Raw genomic sequence first — 17,451 nt, forward strand, 5'->3', positions numbered from 1 at the left:
CCACGTCAATAATGTCTTTCTCTCTGACTCATTCATGCCTCCTGCTCAGTAGCGTATGCAAAAAGCGGGGGTAATCCCTGTTCCACCGCCTACTATTATTTATCGCACGTATAAAAACAACGCTATAGATGTGGAGGCAATTATGAGCAATCAGAGCAACGAAGCGGACAGAGGGCCGTACGATTTCAGCGTAACCCGTCGGGTGCTGATCAAGGCCAGCGCGGCGTCTGCGGCGGCAGCGGCCATTTCCCCCTCCGTCGCGATCGGCGCGGGGGAGCCTCCGGTAACGCCACCGCCTGCAACGATGCCGGTCTCGTTCAAGGTCAACGGTGAAGTCCACCAGCTAGAGCTGGATACGCGCACCACCCTGCTCGACGCCCTGCGCGAGCACCTGCACCTCACCGGCAGCAAAAAAGGGTGCGATCATGGCCAGTGCGGGGCCTGCACCGTAATTGTTGACGGTCGCCGGATCAACGCCTGTCTGACCCTTGCCGTGATGCATCAGGATGCCGAGATCACCACCATTGAAGGACTGGGCACGCCGGATAACCTGCACCCGATGCAGGCCGCCTTTGTGAAACATGATGGCTTTCAGTGCGGCTACTGTACGCCGGGGCAGATCTGCTCCTCGGTGGCAGTGCTGAAAGAGATTGAGGCAGGTATTCCCAGCCACGTCACCCTGGATCTGGTCTCCGCTCCGCAGGCCACGCCGGATGAGATCCGCGAGCGGATGAGCGGCAATATCTGCCGCTGCGGGGCCTACAGCAATATCCTCGCCGCTATTGATGACGTTGCCGGAGGGTTGAAATCATGAAGGCGTTTACCTATGAGCGCGTCACCACCCCGGCGGAAGCGGCAGCCAGCGCCGGGCGCACCCCCCACGCTAAATTTATCGCGGGCGGCACCAACCTGCTCGATCTGATGAAGCTGGAGATTGAGGCTCCGCTGCACCTTATTGATATTAATACTCTGGCGCTGGATAAGATTGAACAGACGCCCGAAGGCGGCCTGCGCATCGGCGCGCTGGTGCGTAATACCGATCTGGCAGCCGACGAGCGAGTGCGTCGCGACTACGCCGTGCTCTCCCGGGCGCTGCTGGCCGGTGCTTCCGGGCAGCTGCGTAACCAGGCCACCACGGCGGGTAACCTGCTTCAGCGCACCCGCTGCCCCTACTTCTACGACACGAACCAACCCTGCAATAAGCGTCTTCCCGGCAGCGGCTGCGCGGCGCTAGAGGGGTTCAGCCGTCAGCATGCGGTGGTGGGCACCAGCAAAGCCTGCATCGCTACTCATCCTGGCGACATGCCCGTTGCCATGCGCTTGCTTGATGCGGTGGTCGAGACGGTGCGCCCGGATGGACAGACGCGAGCGATCCCCATCGCCCAATTTTACCGTGCGCCGGGCACAACGCCGCACATTGAGACAGACCTCGCCCCTGGGGAGCTGATCACCGCCGTCACCCTGCCAGCGCCGCTGGGCGGCAGCCATATCTACCGCAAAGTGCGGGATCGAGCCTCCTACGCCTTCGCGCTGGTCTCCGTCGCTGCCATCGTGCAGCAGGACGGCAGCGGCCGGGTGGCACTGGGCGGCGTGGCGCACCAGCCCTGGCGTCGGGACGATGCCGATGCGGCAGTGGCTCAGGGTGCGCAGGCGGTCTATGACCGACTTTTTGCCGAGGCCCAGCCGACCCATGAGAACGCATTTAAATTAACCCTGGCGAAGCGCACTATCGCCTCGGTGCTGGCAGAAGCGAGGGCATAAAACGATGAAATTTGATAATCCAGCCACGGAAAACCCTATCGATCAAATGAAGGTAGTCGGTCGCCCACACGATCGCATCGATGGCCCGCTGAAAACCACCGGCACCGCCCACTATGCCTACGAGTGGCATGACAAGGTGCCCAACGCGGCCTACGGCTACGTGCTCGGGGCAGGGATTGCCAAAGGGCGAATTAACCGCATCGATATTCAGGCCGCCCGCAGCGCACCTGGCGTGCTGGCCGTAGTCACCGCCGACAATGCGGGAAAACTGGGTAAAGGTGAGAAAAATACCGCTGTCCTGCTCGGCGGCCCGGCGATCCAGCACTATCACCAGGCCATCGCCGTGGTTGTCGCGGAAACCTTCGAGCAGGCGCGTGCGGCAGCGTCGCTGATCGAGGTGGATTACCAGCGGGATCGGGGCGAATACGATTTAGCGGAGGTTAAACCCAGCGTCACCGCTCCGCAGGAGGATCAGCCGGACAGCGTCACCGGTGATTTTGCTACCGCCTTTGCCTCCTCCCCGGTCAAGCTCGACGCGACCTACTCGACGCCGGATCAGAGCCATATGGCGATGGAGCCGCATGCCTCTATGGCGGTCTGGGAGGGCGATAAGCTCACCGTCTGGACCTCTAACCAGATGATTGACTGGTGCCGCTCCGACCTCGCGCTAACGCTGAATATGCCGAAAGAGAACATCCGCGTGCTGTCGCCCTACATCGGCGGCGGCTTTGGCGGCAAGCTGTTCCTGCGCAGCGATGCCCTGCTGGCCGCGCTGGGTGCCCGGGCAGCGAAGCGTCCGGTGAAGGTGATGCTATCCCGACCGCTGATCCCTAACAATACCACTCACCGTCCTGCCACCATCCAGCAGGTGCGCATTGGCACCGACGAGGCCGGGCATATTACCGCCATCTCCCATGAGAGCTGGTCCGGAAACCTGCCTGAAGGCGAGCCTGAGACTGCCGTGCAGCAGACTAACTTCCTTTATGCTGGCGCAAATCGTCACACCGGCCTGCGGCTGGCGGAGCTGGATCTGCCCGAGGGTAACGCGATGCGCGCCCCAGGTGAAGCGCCTGGCATGATGGTACTGGAGATAGCTATCGACGAAATCGCTGAGAAGGCAGGCGTCGATCCGGTGGAGTTTCGCATTCTGAACGATACCCAGGTCGACCCCACCCATCCGGATCGCCCCTTCTCTCGCCGCCAGCTGGTGGAGTGCCTGCGTACCGGCGCTCAACACTTTGGCTGGGCGCGCCGTCACCCGACGCCGGGGCAGATCCGCGACGGCCGCTGGCTGGTGGGCATGGGGGTCGCCGCCGGTTTTCGTAATAACCTGGTGATGACCTCCGGGGCACGGGTGCATCTTGATGCCCAGGGCACGCTCACCGTCGAGACTGACATGACCGATATCGGCACCGGCAGCTATACCATTATTGCCCAGACGGCAGCCGAAATGCTGGGACTGCCGCTGGAGAAGGTGGTGGTGCAGCTCGGGGATTCAACCTTCCCGGTCTCTGCCGGGTCGGGCGGCCAGTGGGGAGCCAACAGCTCCACGGCGGGCGTCTATGCCGCCTGCGTTAAGCTGCGCGAAGCGGTGGCAAACAAGCTGGGATTCGATGCGCAAAACGCGGTCTTTGCCGATGGTAAGGTCAGCGTGGACGGCCGCAGCGCCCCGCTCACCGATGCCGCCGCAGCCGGGACGCTCAGCGCCGAAGACACCATTGAGTTTGCCGAGCTGCAGGAGAAGTATCAGCAGTCCACCTTTGCCGGGCACTTTGTCGAGGTTGGGGTGGATATCGCCACCGGCGAGGTGCGGGTGCGGCGGATGCTGGCCGTCTGCGCCGCCGGGCGGATCCTCAACCCGAAAACGGCGCGCAGTCAGGTCATTGGGGCGATGACCATGGGCCTTGGTGGGGCGTTAATGGAGGAGCTGGCGGTCGATACCCGGCTGGGCTACTTCGTCAATCACGATCTCGCTGCCTATGAGGTGCCGGTCCATGCTGATATCCCGGTGCAGGAGGTGATCCTCCTTGACGATACCGATCCGGTTTCATCCCCGATGAAGGCCAAGGGGGTCGGCGAGCTGGGGCTATGTGGCGTCAGCGCTGCCATTGCCAATGCGATCTACAACGCCACCGGCGTGCGGGTACGCGACTACCCTATTACGCTCGACAAGCTGCTGAGCGGCCTGCCGGAAGCGATATAGGAGAGAGACGTGCTGCCACACCTGGCTCCATCCGAGAGCGAACCCGCTGTGACGCCGCAGCGGGCATTCTTAACCGACGACAGCGTGGCGGTGCTGCGCTTCGCGGCCCAGGCGCTGGCCTCCGGCATGGCGGCAGCGCTGATCGTCCTGACCGAGATCCGCGGCGGCGCGGCGCGTCCCCTCGGGGCGCAGATGGCCGTTCGCGAGGATGGCCTCTACTGCGGCTTCGTCTCGGGTGGCTGCGTTGAGGCTGCTGCGGCCTGGGAGGGGCTGGAGGCGATTAAATCCGGCGCGGATCGCACAGTCATCTATGGGGAGGGATCGCCCTGGTTTGATATTGTCCTGCCCTGCGGGGGCGGGATCACTCTCAGCATTCACCCCCTGCGCTCGGCACGCCCTCTGCTGGCGGTGCTGTCGGCGCTGGAACGACGTCATGCTCCGACGCTGCGCTACAGTCCTGGTACCCAGACGCTTGATGTTGGCACGCCTGACGAAGAGACCGGCTGGCAAGAGGATGCGTTTGTTATCCACTACCGCCCTGCGACGCGGGTGATTATCTTTGGCCGCTCCGTTGAGGCCGACATGACGGCGAAGCTCGCCGAGGCGGCGGGATACGATGTGCATATCGACGACGGTTCCCGGCTGCGGACCCTGTCTGGCCTGATCGATGCCCATACGGCAGTGATCTTTCTCTGGCACGATCTCGATCGGGAGCTTCCTCTGCTGAGTGCTGCCCTCACCGCCGCGCCCTTTTACATCGGCGCGCTGGGCAGTCGTCGCACGCATGAGAAACGCATCCGCGCCTTGACCGATCGCGGGTTTCATCCCGACGAGATTGCGCGAATCAAAGCGCCAATCGGCATCTTTCCCCAGGCACGGGATGCCAGCTCGCTGGCGCTGTCGGTACTGGCGGACGTGGCGGCAGCCCGTGGCCAGAGGCCGGCATGATGCCGGGGCTACCCATGGTACCAACTCTGCCCGTAGTGATTGTGCTGGCTGCTGGACGGGGCGAGCGGTTCCTCGCCTCGGGCGGCACAGCCCACAAGCTTGATACCCTGCTCGACGGCAAAGCGGTGCTCTCACACACCCTAGCGGCGGTGCACGCCTCCGGCCTGCCGTGGCATCTTGTCCGGCCCGAGGGCGGCACCGGCGGCATGGGGGAGTCCATCGCGATGGGCGTGCAGGCAACGGCTGAGGCCGCAGGCTGGCTGATCCTACCCGGCGATCTGCCCCTTGTTCAGGCGCTAACCCTCCAGCGTGTTGCCCAGGCGCTGGCGAAGCAAACCATTATTGTGCCCCGCTTTCACCAGCAGCAGGGACACCCGGTGGGGTTCGGCCGCCACTACTTTGATGCGCTGGCTTCGCTCCAGGGCGACGTGGGTGCCGCGGCAATTGTGCGAGAGGCCAGGGTCAGCGGTAACGTTCAGGATCTGCCCGTTACCGACGACGGAATTGCGCGCGATGTAGATACGCGCGCCGATCTTGATCTGGCACAAGACCTGCTGCGTGCCCGGCGGTTACAAATACATCCCCATTCCCAGTGACGCCCACAAAATCGTTTTAATAAGAATATATGCACGTAAACATCATATTTAACAATCGCTCCCCATCAGAAGGCGATTGAATTGTTATAAACTCAATGTAGAATCATCAGACTATGCTTAAGCTGTATTAATCTTTAATAGTCAGCAGCGGTCGGGTTTAATCATTTTTTCAGGGAAAGTTATAATGAAATTGCGAGGCCTGTTACTTCTTCTTATGGTCACTGTCGTTGTCGGCTGTAAAGCACCACCGCCGAAGATGACGGACGATACGCTGGTGACCAGTCAGGTCAATGGCGTCACGCTTACACATCGCTATGCAGTCTCGCCACCCTCTACCTTTACGCCTGTCAACGAGGCCTACCGGGCGCTCTACCCTGGCTCAATTCTCAGCACCCCTGCTTACGGCGGCAAGGTACTCGGCCAGCTGAAAAACGGCGATACCTATACCGTTTTAGGTGAGGTGGATAACGCCTGGCTGGCGATCGCCGAACAGGATAACGAGCAGCTGATTGGCTACGTGCCGCCGCGTGCGCTGGTGAAAAGCGCCCTCTACGAGCAGACGCTGAAAAACGATCGCCGTCGTCCTAAGCGCGCCGCGAAAAAAGCGACCTGCGTGGCAGTGGATGACAGCAGCAAGGCATGCCAAAAAGGCGATAGCGGCACCTGGATTATTGATTAATTACTCTGGCTAACAAGGAATTTTATGAAAGTCTGGCTTTCGGGTTTGGCGTTGCTTTTAGCATCCACAACCGTGTCGGCAGGGAATTATCGTATTGCCCAATCCCCCTCTCAGAAGCTGGATGTCTGGATAGACAACGTCAACGATAAATCGCCGCAAAGCTGGTGTTCCGCAAAATTACCGCTGCGCATTGTTGCCAGCGGTGACAAAACGCCCTCGATTCTTACCAGCTTTATGCCGCGCCTCGGCGCACTGCTGGAGAACCAGTGCAGCACCATCGGGCAGGTAAACTGGCAGATGGTTAACCCGGAAGGTGAACTGCTCGCCGAAGGCATTGCGACCAAAGAGAGCGACTGGGCCGTGGTTATTACGCCGCGTGCGGCCCAGGCTGCGACCAACGCAGTCCAGGCGCAGCAGCCCTCTCCGGCGGCCGACCGCACGCCGTGGCTTGAATTTACCTTGCAGGATGGCTGCCATCTGCGCACCTTCTGGCAGGGTGACGCCAATGCCTCAGCGCTGTTTATCCCCGCGAAAGCCAACGGCAAGTGCGAGCGCGGCGGCTGGCTTAACGGCCGCAGCGAGGTGATCCAGCAGGGTAAAAAGGGTGAACAGCGCTCGGTGATGACCTTCGTGCACGGTTTCCCGGTCAGCGGCCTGAGTGATAAAGCCAACGCCGACAGCCTGCTGATCACCAGCGTCAACAATGAACGCATGGTGGTGAGCAACAGCCAGGCTCCCCAAAGCTGGCTGATTATGCCCTACGATCCGCAGCTCAACGGCTGGAAAAATAGCGGCACGGTGGCGGTAGAGGTATCGCGGGATCAGGCGTTGGACGACACCCGTCTGCAAACCCGGCTCACCGAAGTGCGTAAAGTGTGGTCCGCCTTTCTGACGCCGGGCACCCGCCTGACGCTGCTGCTGATCGACAATCTGCATCCGCAGCTGCGGGATCCGGCAGCCGGAGCCTGGCGCACGCAAAAGTGATCCTGAAATACCTATTCTGAATAGCCATCAGTATTGAACAGAGATCTGCATATAATGACAGACAGCGAGAACAATCCGAGCACACCCGACGCGTTGCCGCCGGGTTTTCGTTTCGATGAGCTAGAGATCCAGGACGTTATTCAAACCCGCCACACGGATATTCTCTATCACGCCCTTGACCGCGAGCTTGAGCGTCCGGTCATGGTCAGGGAGTATATGCCCCGGGCGCTAAGCCTGCGCGGCGAGGATATGCGTCTGGTGCTGCGGAGCAAACAGGACAGCGCTGCCTTTGCCGCTGGCCTGAACGCGTTTGTCCAGCAGGCCCGTCAGCTCGCACGCTTTACCCATCCTAACCTGATGCTGGTCCTGCGCTTTTGGCAGCATAACGATACCGCCTATATTCTGACGCCGCGCTATGACGGCACTACCCTGGCGGAGCTGCATCAGCAGCAGCCGAACCTCATTAACGAAGCCTGGATTTTACAGCGGCTGCCGATGCTGTGCAGCGCGCTTGCCACCTTGCACCACGCGGGCGAACTGCACCGCAATATCTCCCTGAAGAGTATTCAGATCGAGGAGAGCGGCCAGCCGCTGCTGCTGGACGTTGCCGTCGCACCTGTCCACCCGGGCGAGCTTAGCGACACCAGCAAGCGGCTGCTTAACCCTGGCTTTACGCCTCTTGAGCAGTACGCTGACGCCAGTGAGAACCTTATCGGGCCGTGGACGGACATCTATGCGCTAGGAGCGGTACTCTATACGCTGATTACCGGCTCTGTGCCGCCCGCCAGCGTCGCGCGTAGCATTCAGGAGAGCTGTACGCCGCTGGCAGAGAACCCGCCGTCGGGCTACTCCCCTGCGCTGCTGCAGGCGGTCGATCGCGCCCTGGCGCTGAAGCCGGAGGATCGTCCCCAGAGCATCGCGGAGTTTGCCGCGCTGGCTGGGATTACCGTGGGCGACACCGGGCAGCTTCCGGCGGTGAAAAAAACCGGCACCATGCTGGTTCCCGTGGAGGAGACGCCCGCCTCTGCCGCGTCCCTGTGGCAGCGCGTTAAAACCTCGGCACAGATTGCGGCAGGCGTGTTGGTGGGCCTTATTACAGGTGCGCTGATCTTTGGCTCGACGCAGAGCGAGACGGAGACGGCGGCCGCTGTCTCCTCTGCTCAGCCCGTAGCGGCCCCGGAGGCGAAGGTGGCCAGCGCGCCCACCAGCGGCCCTATCGCCCGGATCTACATTCGCATGAGCGATGCCGACCGGCTGCAGGTAAACGGCAAGCCGCAGGAGATCGTGCCCGCACCCAGCGGTTTTGCTTATCTCCAGCTGCCGGCGGGCAAGTATGAGTTTACCCTGCAGAACGGCAGCCAGCGCCGCAGCGAAACGCTGACGGTGGTGACGCCCGGCACCTGGCTCATCAATCCCCAGGGTTAAAGATCGGTTGTGCCCTGCTCACGCGGGGCTTTTTTTTGGCAAAAAATGTTTGTAAGGACGCAAATTTTTACTTCTGGTACTCCGGGCGTCGGATATTCGTCTACTGTTTTCAAAGGTTGATTACAGCGGGACGCTGTTCATTGCTATGGAGAATAATAGATGAGAAGAAATTTATCGCGCCGACCCCAGACGCTGTTTTTTGCCATGCAGCTGGCGCTAGGGGGCGCGTTTCTCGCGTTGACTTCCGCACAGGCGCTGGCCGCCGAGACTGAGAGCCAAACCCCGATCCAGTCCCCGGATATCCTGCTGGGCCCGCTGTTTGCCGACGTGCAGACCGCTAAACTCTTTCCCGATCAGAAAACCTTCGCCGACGCCGTACCGAAAAGCGACCCTTACATGATCCTGGCCGACTACCGGATGCAGCGTAACCAGTCCGGCTTTGACCTGCGCCACTTTGTTGAGATGAACTTTACCCTGCCAGCCCCGAACGAGAAGTACGTTCCGCCGGCTGGACAGACGCTGCGCCAGCACATCGACGGCCTGTGGACGGTGCTGACCCGCACCACCGATCGCACCGACAAGTGGGATTCACTCCTGCCGCTGCCTGAACCCTACGTGGTACCAGGCGGCCGCTTCCGCGAGATCTACTACTGGGACAGCTACTTCACCATGCTCGGCCTGGCCGAGAGCGGTCACTGGGATAAAGTGGAAGATATGGTGGCCAACTTCGCCCACGAAATCGATGCCTGGGGCCATATCCCTAACGGCAACCGCACCTACTACCTCAGCCGCTCCCAGCCGCCGTTCTTTGCCTTTATGGTGGAGCTGCTGGCAAGCCACAAAGGCGATGAGGCGTTGAAAACCTACCGCCCGCAGCTGGAGAAAGAGTACAGCTACTGGATGGAGGGGGCAGATACCTTGCAGCCGGGCCAGGCCAGCAAGCGCGTGGTGAAGCTGGAGGATGGCTCTGTTCTCAACCGCTACTGGGACGATCGCGATACGCCGCGTCCGGAATCCTGGCTTGATGACGTGACCACCGCGAAGAATAACCCAAACCGCCCGGCGACGGAGATCTATCGCGATCTGCGCTCTGCCGCCGCCTCTGGCTGGGACTTCAGCTCGCGCTGGATGGACGATCCTAACCAGCTCGGCACCATTCGCACCACCAGCATTGTACCGGTGGATCTCAACGCCCTGATGTTCAAGATGGAGAAAGTGCTGGCCCGTGCCAGCCAGGCTGCCGGGGACAGCGCTAAGTCGAGCCAGTATGACGCGATGGCCAATGCTCGACAAAAAGGGATGGAAGCCAACCTGTGGAACGACAAAGAGGGTTGGTATGCGGATTACGATCTGAAAACCAAAAAAGTACGTACCCCGCTGACGGCGGCGGCGCTCTTCCCGCTGTACGTCAACGCGGCAGCGAAGGATCGCGCTGCCAAGGTTGCGGCCGCTACCCAGGCTCACCTGCTGAAGCCTGGCGGCATCGCCACCACCACGGTCAACAGCGGCCAGCAGTGGGACGCGCCTAACGGCTGGGCACCATTGCAGTGGGTCGCGACTACCGGCCTGCAAAACTACGATCAGGATAAGCTGGCGATGGACGTGACCTGGCGTTTCCTCTCCAACGTTCAGCATACCTACGATCGTGAGCAGAAGCTGGTTGAGAAGTATGACGTCAGCAGCACCGGTACCGGCGGTGGCGGCGGTGAATACCCGCTGCAGGATGGCTTCGGCTGGACTAACGGCGTCACGCTGATGATGCTGGATCTGGTCTGTCCGAAGGCGCAGCCGTGCGACAGCGTGCCAAAAGCACAGCCTGCTTCGCAGAGCGCGCCTGACGCACAGAAAGCGGCGCAGTAATCCTCTCCCCCGTCCCGCTACTAAATCTGGTAGCGGGACCGCCTCCTCCCCCGTTTAAAGCTTGTATACGCAAATATAAACAATAATAATTCGCGTTCCGCTTAAGAGAGTATGGATTGCGAATGAAAACAACATTAAAACGCTCTGTCTGGTTTTGCGCGTTGGGCATTGCCCTTCCCCATGCCGTTCTGGCTGAAGATACCGTCGTCGTTAGTGCTACCGCGCCCCAGTCGGCCACTGCGCCGACTCAGGGTTACACGGTGCAGAGCACCCGCGGCGCAACCAAAACCGATCAGCCGCTGATTGTTACCGGCCAGTCGGTGTCGGTCGTCACGCGTCAGCAGATGGAAGATCAGGGCGTGATGAACGTCAACCAGGCCCTGAGCTATACGCCTGGGGTCAATTCCAACTTTGGCGGCGGCGCAACGCGCTTTGATACCGTCTCGCTGCGCGGCTTCCACGGTGGCGACGTGGATAACATCTTCCTCGACGGCATGCGCCTGATGAGCGACGGCGGAAGCCACAGCGTATTGCAGATCGACCCGTGGTTTGTCGAACGCATCGACGTAGTAAAGGGTCCCTCTTCGGCGCTGTATGGGCAGAGCGTGCCCGGCGGGCTGGTCAACCTGACCTCGAAGCGTCCGCAGTTTAAGTCCGAAGGCCACTTCCGTCTCTCCGGCGGCACGCAGAATACCAAGGGTGGCGCGTTTGATTACACCGACGCCATTAACGACCAGTGGGCGTTTCGTCTGACCGGGATGACCCGCAGCAGCGACACCCAGTATGACAATACCCGCGAAGAGCGCTACGCCCTCTCGCCGTCCCTGCTCTGGCAGCCGGACTCCGATACCAGCCTGCTGCTGCGGGCCTACCTGCAAAAAGATCCCTCCGGTGGCTACCACGGCTCGCTGCCGATGGACGGGACGCGCTTTGACCATAACGGCAAGCGGCTGTCGAACAGCACCAACGAGGGCGAAAGCGGGGACGGCTATCGCCGCCGTGAGCAGCTCTATAGCGTAGAGTTTGACCACCAGTTTAACGATATCTGGTCGGTGCACTCCAGCGGCAGCTATACCCATGCCAACGTTGCCCTCGATCAGGTCTACCAGACCGGCTGGATCGCTAACTCAGACGATCTGGCACGCGGCTACAGCGGTTCGCGCGGCTCGCTCGACGCCTGGTCAACCGATAACCGCCTGCAGGCCGACTTCGCTACCGGCGAGGTAACGCATACCGTGGTGCTCGGCGGGGAATATCACCGCTACCGCAACGATCTCTGGACCGGCGCAGGCTCTGCCGCCCCGCTTAACCCGTTCACTGGTTATACGCCGCAGCATGGTTACACCGTCACCTACAGCGACGACAACAATCGCCGCTATTATCAGGCGGGTGCCTATCTGCAAGACGAGATGGTGTGGGACCGCTGGCATCTGGATCTCTCCGGACGCTATGACCGTATCGTCTCTGAGCAGGTCAGCGATACCTCTGGTACAGATAACCGCCGCTCTGATGACCACGTCAGCAGCCGCGCCTCTCTGCTCTACGCCTTCGAAAACGGACTCTCGCCTTATCTGAGCTACAGCCAGGCGATCACCCCCGCCTCGCTGCCGGGTGCAGACGGTAAGCTGCTGAAGCCGACCACCGCCGAGCAGTATGAAGCTGGCCTTAAGTTCCAGCCGCCGGGCACGTCGGATATCTACAGCATTGCTATCTACGACCTGACGCAGAAGGATGTGGCAACCCGCGATATCAATATCGCCACTGCCACCTACCTGCCCGCCGGGAAGGTACACTCCCAGGGCGTAGAGATTGAAGCGCGCAACCAGCTAACGTCGCGCCTGAGCACGATTGCAGGCTATACGTGGAACCATCTGCGTTTCGAAGATTCGCTGGACGGCAACGAGTCTAATACGCCGCAGCTCACCCCGGACCAGATGGCTTCCCTGTGGGCGCACTATCAGTTTGATTATGGCTTAAGCGTGGGCGCAGGCGTGCGCTATATCGGCAAGCAGTATGCCGACGATGCCAATACGGCCCGTCTGCCGTCGGTTACGCTGTTTGATGCTTCGGTTAGAGCCGATCTCGGCGCATGGTCGCCGCAGCTGAAGGGCGCATTTGTGCAGGTCAACGCCAGTAACCTTGGCGATCGGGACTATATCTCTGGCTGCTATGGGACAAACAACTGCTACTTTGGTGCGGAGCGCAGCGTACTTGCCACGGTGGGATATGATTTTTGATAGGGTAGGATAAGGGAGATGCCAGCCGGCAAGATCGCCGGCTGGCATTGAACATTAGTTCCGACGTACCATCCGGTAGATAGCCAGAACCACAATCGCACCCACTACTGCGACGAGGAAACTTGGTAAATTGAAGCCTGTAACGTCACCGCCAACACCAAACATCGTCGCCAGCCAGCCACCGACTACGGCACCGACGATACCCAGAATAACGGTAATGATGAAGCCACCCCCGTCGCGCCCTGGCATGATGAACTTAGCGATAATACCGGCAATAAGGCCAAAAATAATCCACGCAATAATACCCATTTTGCGTTGTCTCCTTTTACATGGTTGCTTACTTTGCAGGCCCAAACGCCTGCACCGTAAATTGAGTATAGGCAATAGATCCAAAAAAGGTTAAATGTCACAGACTTATTAATTTTTTTGTTGCTAAAAAAATTTACATTACGGCTGAAGTTCCCGCCCCGCGTGCCGATAAATCAACGATGGGCGATAAGTCAGCAAGGAGCCATCCGGCGTGAGCAACTACAGTGAGCAGTTCCTGAAACAAACCCCTCTGGCCGTTTTGGGCATACTGCGCGATCTGCACAAAGAGCAGGTGCCGATCTGTATTTCCTGGGGCAGCGGGCAATTCATCAGCAAGATCCTCGATGCGGATCTCGACCGGCTGGTGGTGGACCTCGGCAGCCAGGAGTATGAGAACAAAGCGGTGCAGCGTGTCGATAGTCTGACCATTACCGCCGAGACCCGAGGGGCGAAGGTTGAGTTTATCGTCTCTGGATTGCAGATGAGCGATTATCAGGCGCTGCCAGCGTTTATCACGCCGCTTCCCTCCTCCGTGTGGTTTATTCAGCGCCGGGAATACTTCCGGATCAGCGCCCCGCTGCATCCGGCCTACTTTGGCAGGGTTACGCTGCCGGACAAGCGCCCAATGCGCTTTCGTCTGTATGACCTGTCGCTCGGCGGCATGGGTGCGCTGCTGGAGGGTGCCACGCCAGAGGGCGTGAAAGAGGGACAGCGTTTCTCGCAGATCGAGCTGGATATGGGCGGCTGGGGACAGTTCTATTTTGATGCCCAGCTGATCTCTATCAGCGAGCGTAAGGTGGTAGACGGCAAGAACGACACCGTCACCACCCCGCGTTTGAGCTTCCGCTTCTTAAATACGAATCCAGCGGTGGAGCGCGAGCTCCAGCGGATCATCTTCTCGCTGGAGCGCGAGGCGCGCGAGCGGGCCAACAAGGTGCGATGATTTACATCGCATCCATGGCTTTCTGCACCTTCCAGATATAGCGTGGTGCCTGCGGCGCAGGATGATTTTCGGCAACGTGCTCGACAAACTCATCCGCGTCCAGGTCGTTGATCTCGCTAATGGCCTTCTTGCGATCCGATGAGAAGGTGCGCAGCAGCGCCCCTGCGCCGTTGACGTAAGAGACCACCAGCGCGTACTGCATCACCTCTGGATCTTTAATCCCGGCAAGCACGCCGTGTTCAAGAATGCTCAGGTAGGCCGTCCCCATCGAGATATTGCGCTCCGGGTTTTTCAGTTCGCTGGTGGAGGGTTGCCCGCTCCAGCCCATGTGCCGGTAAACCTCTCTCCCGGCGGTAGAGGCTTTAAGCTGCATCAGACCCACGGCGTTGGATTTACTCACCAGCGTCGGGTTTCCGCCGGATTCAACGGCGATAATGGCCGTTATCAACCGCGGGCTGACGCCCCATGCCGCACCCGCTTTCTCGCTGATCGGCATCCACTGCATCGCCCGTTTAACCGGGACCTCCGGGTTCCACGGCGGGTTTTTATAATCCTGTTTTGAACTACACCCTGCCAGCAGCACCACCAAAAAAGCAAACCATCTCAATTTCACACCAACAATCCTTTTACCGGGAGTTTAGATGACAATGACAATCCTAAGCGGCATGATAACCGTTTCATTTACTATGTCAGCAAGGATTTGCCATGTCCCGGATTCATCTGATCGCCCCCTCCGGCTACTGCATTAATCAGGCCGCCGCCCTCAGGGGCATCCAGCGCCTTGAGGCCGCAGGCCACCATGTAGAGAACCAGCAGGTGATCGCCCGCCGCGATAGTCGCTTTGCCGGGAATGACGTCGAACGGCTGGCGGATCTGAATGCCCTGGTGACGCTGGACACGGCGAACACGATTGTCATGCCGGTACGCGGCGGCTACGGTGCCAGCCGTCTGCTGGAGGAGATCGACTGGCAGGGACTGGCCGAGCGCCAGCGACACGCGCCGCTGCTGATCTGCGGCCACAGCGACTTCACCGCCGTGCAGCTTGGCCTGCTGGCGACGGAGAACGTTATTACCTTCAGCGGTCCGATGCTGGCGGCTAACTTTGGCGCAGAGGCGCTGGATGACTTTACGCAGGCGCACTTCTGGCGCGCGCTATGCAATGAGACCTTCACCGTGACCTGGGAGGGCGATGGTCCGGGGTGCGACGTTGAGGGAACGCTCTGGGGGGGAAACCTGGCGATGCTGGTCTCGCTCATCGGCACGCCGTGGCTGCCAGCCATAGAAAACGGTATTCTGGTGGTCGAGGATATTAATGAGCACCCGTTCCGCGTGGAGCGCATGCTGCTCCAACTGCACCATGCGGGCATCCTGTCGCGGCAGAAGGCGCTGATCCTCGGCAGTTTTAGCCGCAGCGCCCCTAACGACTATGATGCTGGGTTCGATCTCGACGCGATGATAGCCTACCTGCGTACGCGTCTGACCATCCCGGTGGTGAGCGGCCTCGCCTTTGGCCATGAGCCGCAGACGGTGACCCTGCCGCTGGGTGCGCAGGCGCGCCTGCAGCATCAAGATTTCAATACGCAGCTTACCCTTAACGGCCATCCGGTTTTACGTGAATAAAAATATCGTTTTTAGCCTCTATTAAAACGCAGTTACCGCCGTGGATATGGTAATGTTTTAGAGGGTCGTGCCGCGCCATCTCTGGCGCGAGCGCCCTCGGCCCCGTTTGGTTGGTAATTGCATTTAGAGGAGAAAAGCGACATTGGAAGCTGAGGCGATCATCGGTCTTTTCATTTTGGGTTCAGTGCTTGTAACCTGCAGTATCTTATTAAGTTCTTTTTCATCACGCCTTGGTATTCCCATCCTGGTTATCTTTCTCGCCATCGGCATGCTGGCCGGTGTCGACGGCGTCGGCGGTATCCCCTTCGATAACTATCCGCTCGCCTATATGATCAGTAACCTCGCGCTGGCGATCATTCTGCTGGATGGCGGCATGCGCACCCAGGCCAGTTCGTTTCGCGTCGCCCTTGGCCCTGCGCTGTCGTTGGCTACGGTCGGGGTGCTGATCACCTCCGGCCTCACCGGGATGATGGCCGCCTGGCTGTTCAAGCTAGACATGATGGAAGGCCTGCTGATTGGCGCGATCGTCGGCTCGACGGATGCGGCGGCGGTCTTCTCCCTACTGGGCGGCAAGGGGCTCAACGAGCGTGTCGGCTCAACGCTGGAGATTGAGTCCGGCAGTAACGATCCGATGGCCGTGTTTCTCACCATTACCCTGATAGATATGATCCAGCATCATCAGCTTGGGCTGGACTGGAAGTTTGCCCTGCATATTGTTCAGGAGTTTGGCCTCGGGATTATCGTCGGCCTGGCGGGTGGCTACCTGCTGCTGCAAATGATCAACCGTATTGCGCTGCCCGCCGGGCTCTACCCGCTGCTGGCCCTGAGCGGCGGTATTCTGATCTTCGCGGTCACCACGGCAATCCATGGCAGCGGCATCCTGGCGGTCTACCTGTGCGGTTTTGTGCTCGGCAACCGTCCCATTCGTAACCGCTATACCATTCAGCAGAACTTTGACGGCCTGGCCTGGCTGGCGCAGATCGGTATGTTCCTCGTGCTGGGGCTACTGGTTTCCCCCTCCGATCTACTGGTGATTGCCGTTCCGGCCCTGCTGCTCTCGGCGTGGATGATCTTTATTGCCCGCCCGCTGTCGGTGTTTGCTGGCCTGCTGCCGTTCCGCGGCTTTAACCTGCGCGAGCGGATCTTTATTAGCTGGGTGGGGCTGCGCGGCGCGGTGCCTATCATCCTTGCGGTATTCCCGATGATGGCTGGCCTCGATAACGCCCGGCTATTCTTCAACGTGGCCTTCTTCGTGGTGCTGGTCTCCCTGCTGTTTCAAGGGACCTCTCTGGGCTGGGCGGCGAAAAAAGCCAGAGTGGTGGTTCCCCCGGTGGGCTGGCCCGAGTCGCGGGTCGGGCTGGACATCAGCCCGGAGAACGCCTGGGAGCAGTTTATCTACCAGCTGAGCGCGGATAAGTGGTGCGTCGGTGCGGCGCTGCGCGATCTGCACATGCCGCCGGAGACGCGCATTGCGGCCCTGTTCCGGGGCAACGCGCTGCTGCATCCGACCGGTAGCACCCACCTGCGTGAAGGCGACGTGCTGTGCGTGATTGGCCGCGAGCGCGACCTGCCTGCGCTGGGCAAGCTGTTTAGCCACTCGCCGCCGGTGGCGCTGGATCAGCGCTTCTTCGGGGACTTTATTCTTGAGGCCAGCGCCAAGTTTGCCGATGTGGCGCTGATCTACGGTCTCGATCAGGGAACGGAGTATCCCGACAAACAGCAGACCCTGGGGGATATTGTGCAGAAGTTGATTGGTGCTGCGCCAGTGGTCGGTGACCAGGTGGAGTTTGCCGGCATGATCTGGACGGTGGCGGAGAAAGAGGATAACGCCGTGCGTAAGGTCGGTGTCCGAGTAGCCGAACAAGAAACGGAGTGAGGTATTGCCG

General features: G+C 60.2%; 15 protein-coding genes. 13 read left to right on the plus strand and 2 right to left on the minus strand.

Translation table 11 applies throughout. The features are described 5' to 3' along the window. Positions 1–142 precede the first annotated feature (142 nt). The 10 genes from paoA (at position 143) to FN633_RS09440 (ending at position 12,693) form a co-directional block, all read left to right on the plus strand. Positions 143–814 (plus strand): aldehyde dehydrogenase iron-sulfur subunit PaoA, encoded by a 672-nt coding sequence (gene paoA / locus FN633_RS09395; RefSeq protein WP_154057525.1) that lies wholly within the window; start codon positions 143–145, stop codon positions 812–814. Further along, positions 811–1,761, plus strand: a complete 951-nt coding sequence (locus tag FN633_RS09400) for an FAD binding domain-containing protein (protein WP_154057526.1) — start codon at positions 811–813, stop codon at positions 1,759–1,761. Before paoA ends, FN633_RS09400 begins: the two co-directional genes overlap by 4 nt. A gap of 4 nt (positions 1,762–1,765) precedes the next feature. After that, positions 1,766–3,964 carry an aldehyde oxidoreductase molybdenum-binding subunit PaoC gene (gene paoC, locus FN633_RS09405; protein ID WP_154057527.1) on the plus strand — a complete coding sequence of 733 codons (2,199 nt, stop codon included), beginning with the start codon at positions 1,766–1,768 and terminating at the stop codon, positions 3,962–3,964. 12 nt (positions 3,965–3,976) lie between these two features. Then, positions 3,977–4,912 carry an XdhC family protein gene (locus FN633_RS09410; protein ID WP_243731532.1) on the plus strand — a complete coding sequence of 312 codons (936 nt, stop codon included), beginning with the start codon at positions 3,977–3,979 and terminating at the stop codon, positions 4,910–4,912. Between the two features lie 14 nt (positions 4,913–4,926). After that, positions 4,927–5,508 carry a nucleotidyltransferase family protein gene (locus tag FN633_RS09415; RefSeq protein WP_154057528.1) on the plus strand — a complete coding sequence of 194 codons (582 nt, stop codon included), beginning with the start codon at positions 4,927–4,929 and terminating at the stop codon, positions 5,506–5,508. A 184-nt stretch (positions 5,509–5,692) separates the two neighbouring features. Next, positions 5,693–6,187 carry an SH3 domain-containing protein gene (locus tag FN633_RS09420; RefSeq protein ID WP_154057529.1) on the plus strand — a complete coding sequence of 165 codons (495 nt, stop codon included), beginning with the start codon at positions 5,693–5,695 and terminating at the stop codon, positions 6,185–6,187. A 24-nt stretch (positions 6,188–6,211) separates the two neighbouring features. Continuing rightward, complete coding sequence (locus FN633_RS09425) at positions 6,212–7,171, plus strand: hypothetical protein (protein ID WP_154057530.1); 960 nt, start codon at positions 6,212–6,214, stop codon at positions 7,169–7,171. A gap of 54 nt (positions 7,172–7,225) precedes the next feature. After that, on the plus strand, positions 7,226–8,596 hold the full coding sequence (locus tag FN633_RS09430; RefSeq protein WP_154057531.1) for a protein kinase domain-containing protein: 1,371 nt from the start codon (positions 7,226–7,228) through the stop codon (positions 8,594–8,596). Between the two features lie 159 nt (positions 8,597–8,755). Continuing rightward, entirely contained in the window at positions 8,756–10,456 is a 1,701-nt protein-coding gene (locus FN633_RS09435; protein WP_154057532.1) for an alpha,alpha-trehalase, read from the plus strand. Positions 10,457–10,578: 122 nt separating this feature from the next. Next, complete coding sequence (locus FN633_RS09440; protein ID WP_154057533.1) at positions 10,579–12,693, plus strand: TonB-dependent siderophore receptor; 2,115 nt, start codon at positions 10,579–10,581, stop codon at positions 12,691–12,693. A 54-nt stretch (positions 12,694–12,747) separates the two neighbouring features. Here FN633_RS09440 and FN633_RS09445 read toward each other — a convergent pair whose 3' ends face one another. Then, the gene (locus FN633_RS09445) at positions 12,748–13,002 is read right to left on the minus strand and encodes a GlsB/YeaQ/YmgE family stress response membrane protein (RefSeq protein ID WP_042391252.1); all 255 of its coding nucleotides are present in this window, start codon (positions 13,000–13,002) and stop codon (positions 12,748–12,750) included. Positions 13,003–13,213: 211 nt separating this feature from the next. Between FN633_RS09445 and ycgR the strand changes: the two genes are divergently transcribed. After that, the gene (gene ycgR, locus FN633_RS09450; protein ID WP_154057534.1) at positions 13,214–13,945 is read left to right on the plus strand and encodes a flagellar brake protein YcgR; all 732 of its coding nucleotides are present in this window, start codon (positions 13,214–13,216) and stop codon (positions 13,943–13,945) included. 1 nt (position 13,946) lies between these two features. Here ycgR and emtA read toward each other — a convergent pair whose 3' ends face one another. Further along, positions 13,947–14,558, minus strand: a complete 612-nt coding sequence (gene emtA / locus FN633_RS09455) for a membrane-bound lytic murein transglycosylase EmtA (protein WP_042391256.1) — start codon at positions 14,556–14,558, stop codon at positions 13,947–13,949. Positions 14,559–14,650: 92 nt separating this feature from the next. Here emtA and ldcA point away from each other — a divergent pair, with 92 nt between their 5' ends. Both ldcA and FN633_RS09465 read left to right on the plus strand, forming a co-directional pair. Continuing rightward, a complete protein-coding gene (ldcA, locus tag FN633_RS09460; protein ID WP_154057535.1) occupies positions 14,651–15,565 on the plus strand; it encodes a muramoyltetrapeptide carboxypeptidase in 915 nt (304 codons plus the stop codon). Between the two features lie 142 nt (positions 15,566–15,707). Further along, complete coding sequence (locus FN633_RS09465; RefSeq protein ID WP_154057536.1) at positions 15,708–17,441, plus strand: potassium/proton antiporter; 1,734 nt, start codon at positions 15,708–15,710, stop codon at positions 17,439–17,441. The last annotated feature ends 10 nt before the right edge of the window (positions 17,442–17,451 follow it).

Origin of the sequence: Pseudescherichia vulneris, from assembly GCF_902164725.1 — a bacterium.
Lineage (GTDB): Bacteria > Pseudomonadota > Gammaproteobacteria > Enterobacterales > Enterobacteriaceae > Pseudescherichia > Pseudescherichia vulneris.

Excerpts from the sequence above, each read along its gene's own strand:
- FN633_RS09435 (WP_154057532.1), top strand. The coding sequence starts at position 8,756 with ATGAGAAGAAATTTATCGCGCCGACCCCAGACGCTGTTTTTTGCCATG.
- paoA (WP_154057525.1), top strand. The coding sequence starts at position 143 with ATGAGCAATCAGAGCAACGAAGCGGACAGAGGGCCGTACGATTTCAGC.
- FN633_RS09440 (WP_154057533.1), top strand. The coding sequence starts at position 10,579 with ATGAAAACAACATTAAAACGCTCTGTCTGGTTTTGCGCGTTGGGCATT.
- ldcA (WP_154057535.1), top strand. The coding sequence starts at position 14,651 with ATGTCCCGGATTCATCTGATCGCCCCCTCCGGCTACTGCATTAATCAG.
- FN633_RS09445 (WP_042391252.1), bottom strand. The coding sequence starts at position 13,002 with ATGGGTATTATTGCGTGGATTATTTTTGGCCTTATTGCCGGTATTATC.
- FN633_RS09420 (WP_154057529.1), top strand. The coding sequence starts at position 5,693 with ATGAAATTGCGAGGCCTGTTACTTCTTCTTATGGTCACTGTCGTTGTC.
- FN633_RS09430 (WP_154057531.1), top strand. The coding sequence starts at position 7,226 with ATGACAGACAGCGAGAACAATCCGAGCACACCCGACGCGTTGCCGCCG.
- paoC (WP_154057527.1), top strand. The coding sequence starts at position 1,766 with ATGAAATTTGATAATCCAGCCACGGAAAACCCTATCGATCAAATGAAG.
- FN633_RS09400 (WP_154057526.1), top strand. The coding sequence starts at position 811 with ATGAAGGCGTTTACCTATGAGCGCGTCACCACCCCGGCGGAAGCGGCA.
- FN633_RS09425 (WP_154057530.1), top strand. The coding sequence starts at position 6,212 with ATGAAAGTCTGGCTTTCGGGTTTGGCGTTGCTTTTAGCATCCACAACC.
- FN633_RS09415 (WP_154057528.1), top strand. The coding sequence starts at position 4,927 with ATGGTACCAACTCTGCCCGTAGTGATTGTGCTGGCTGCTGGACGGGGC.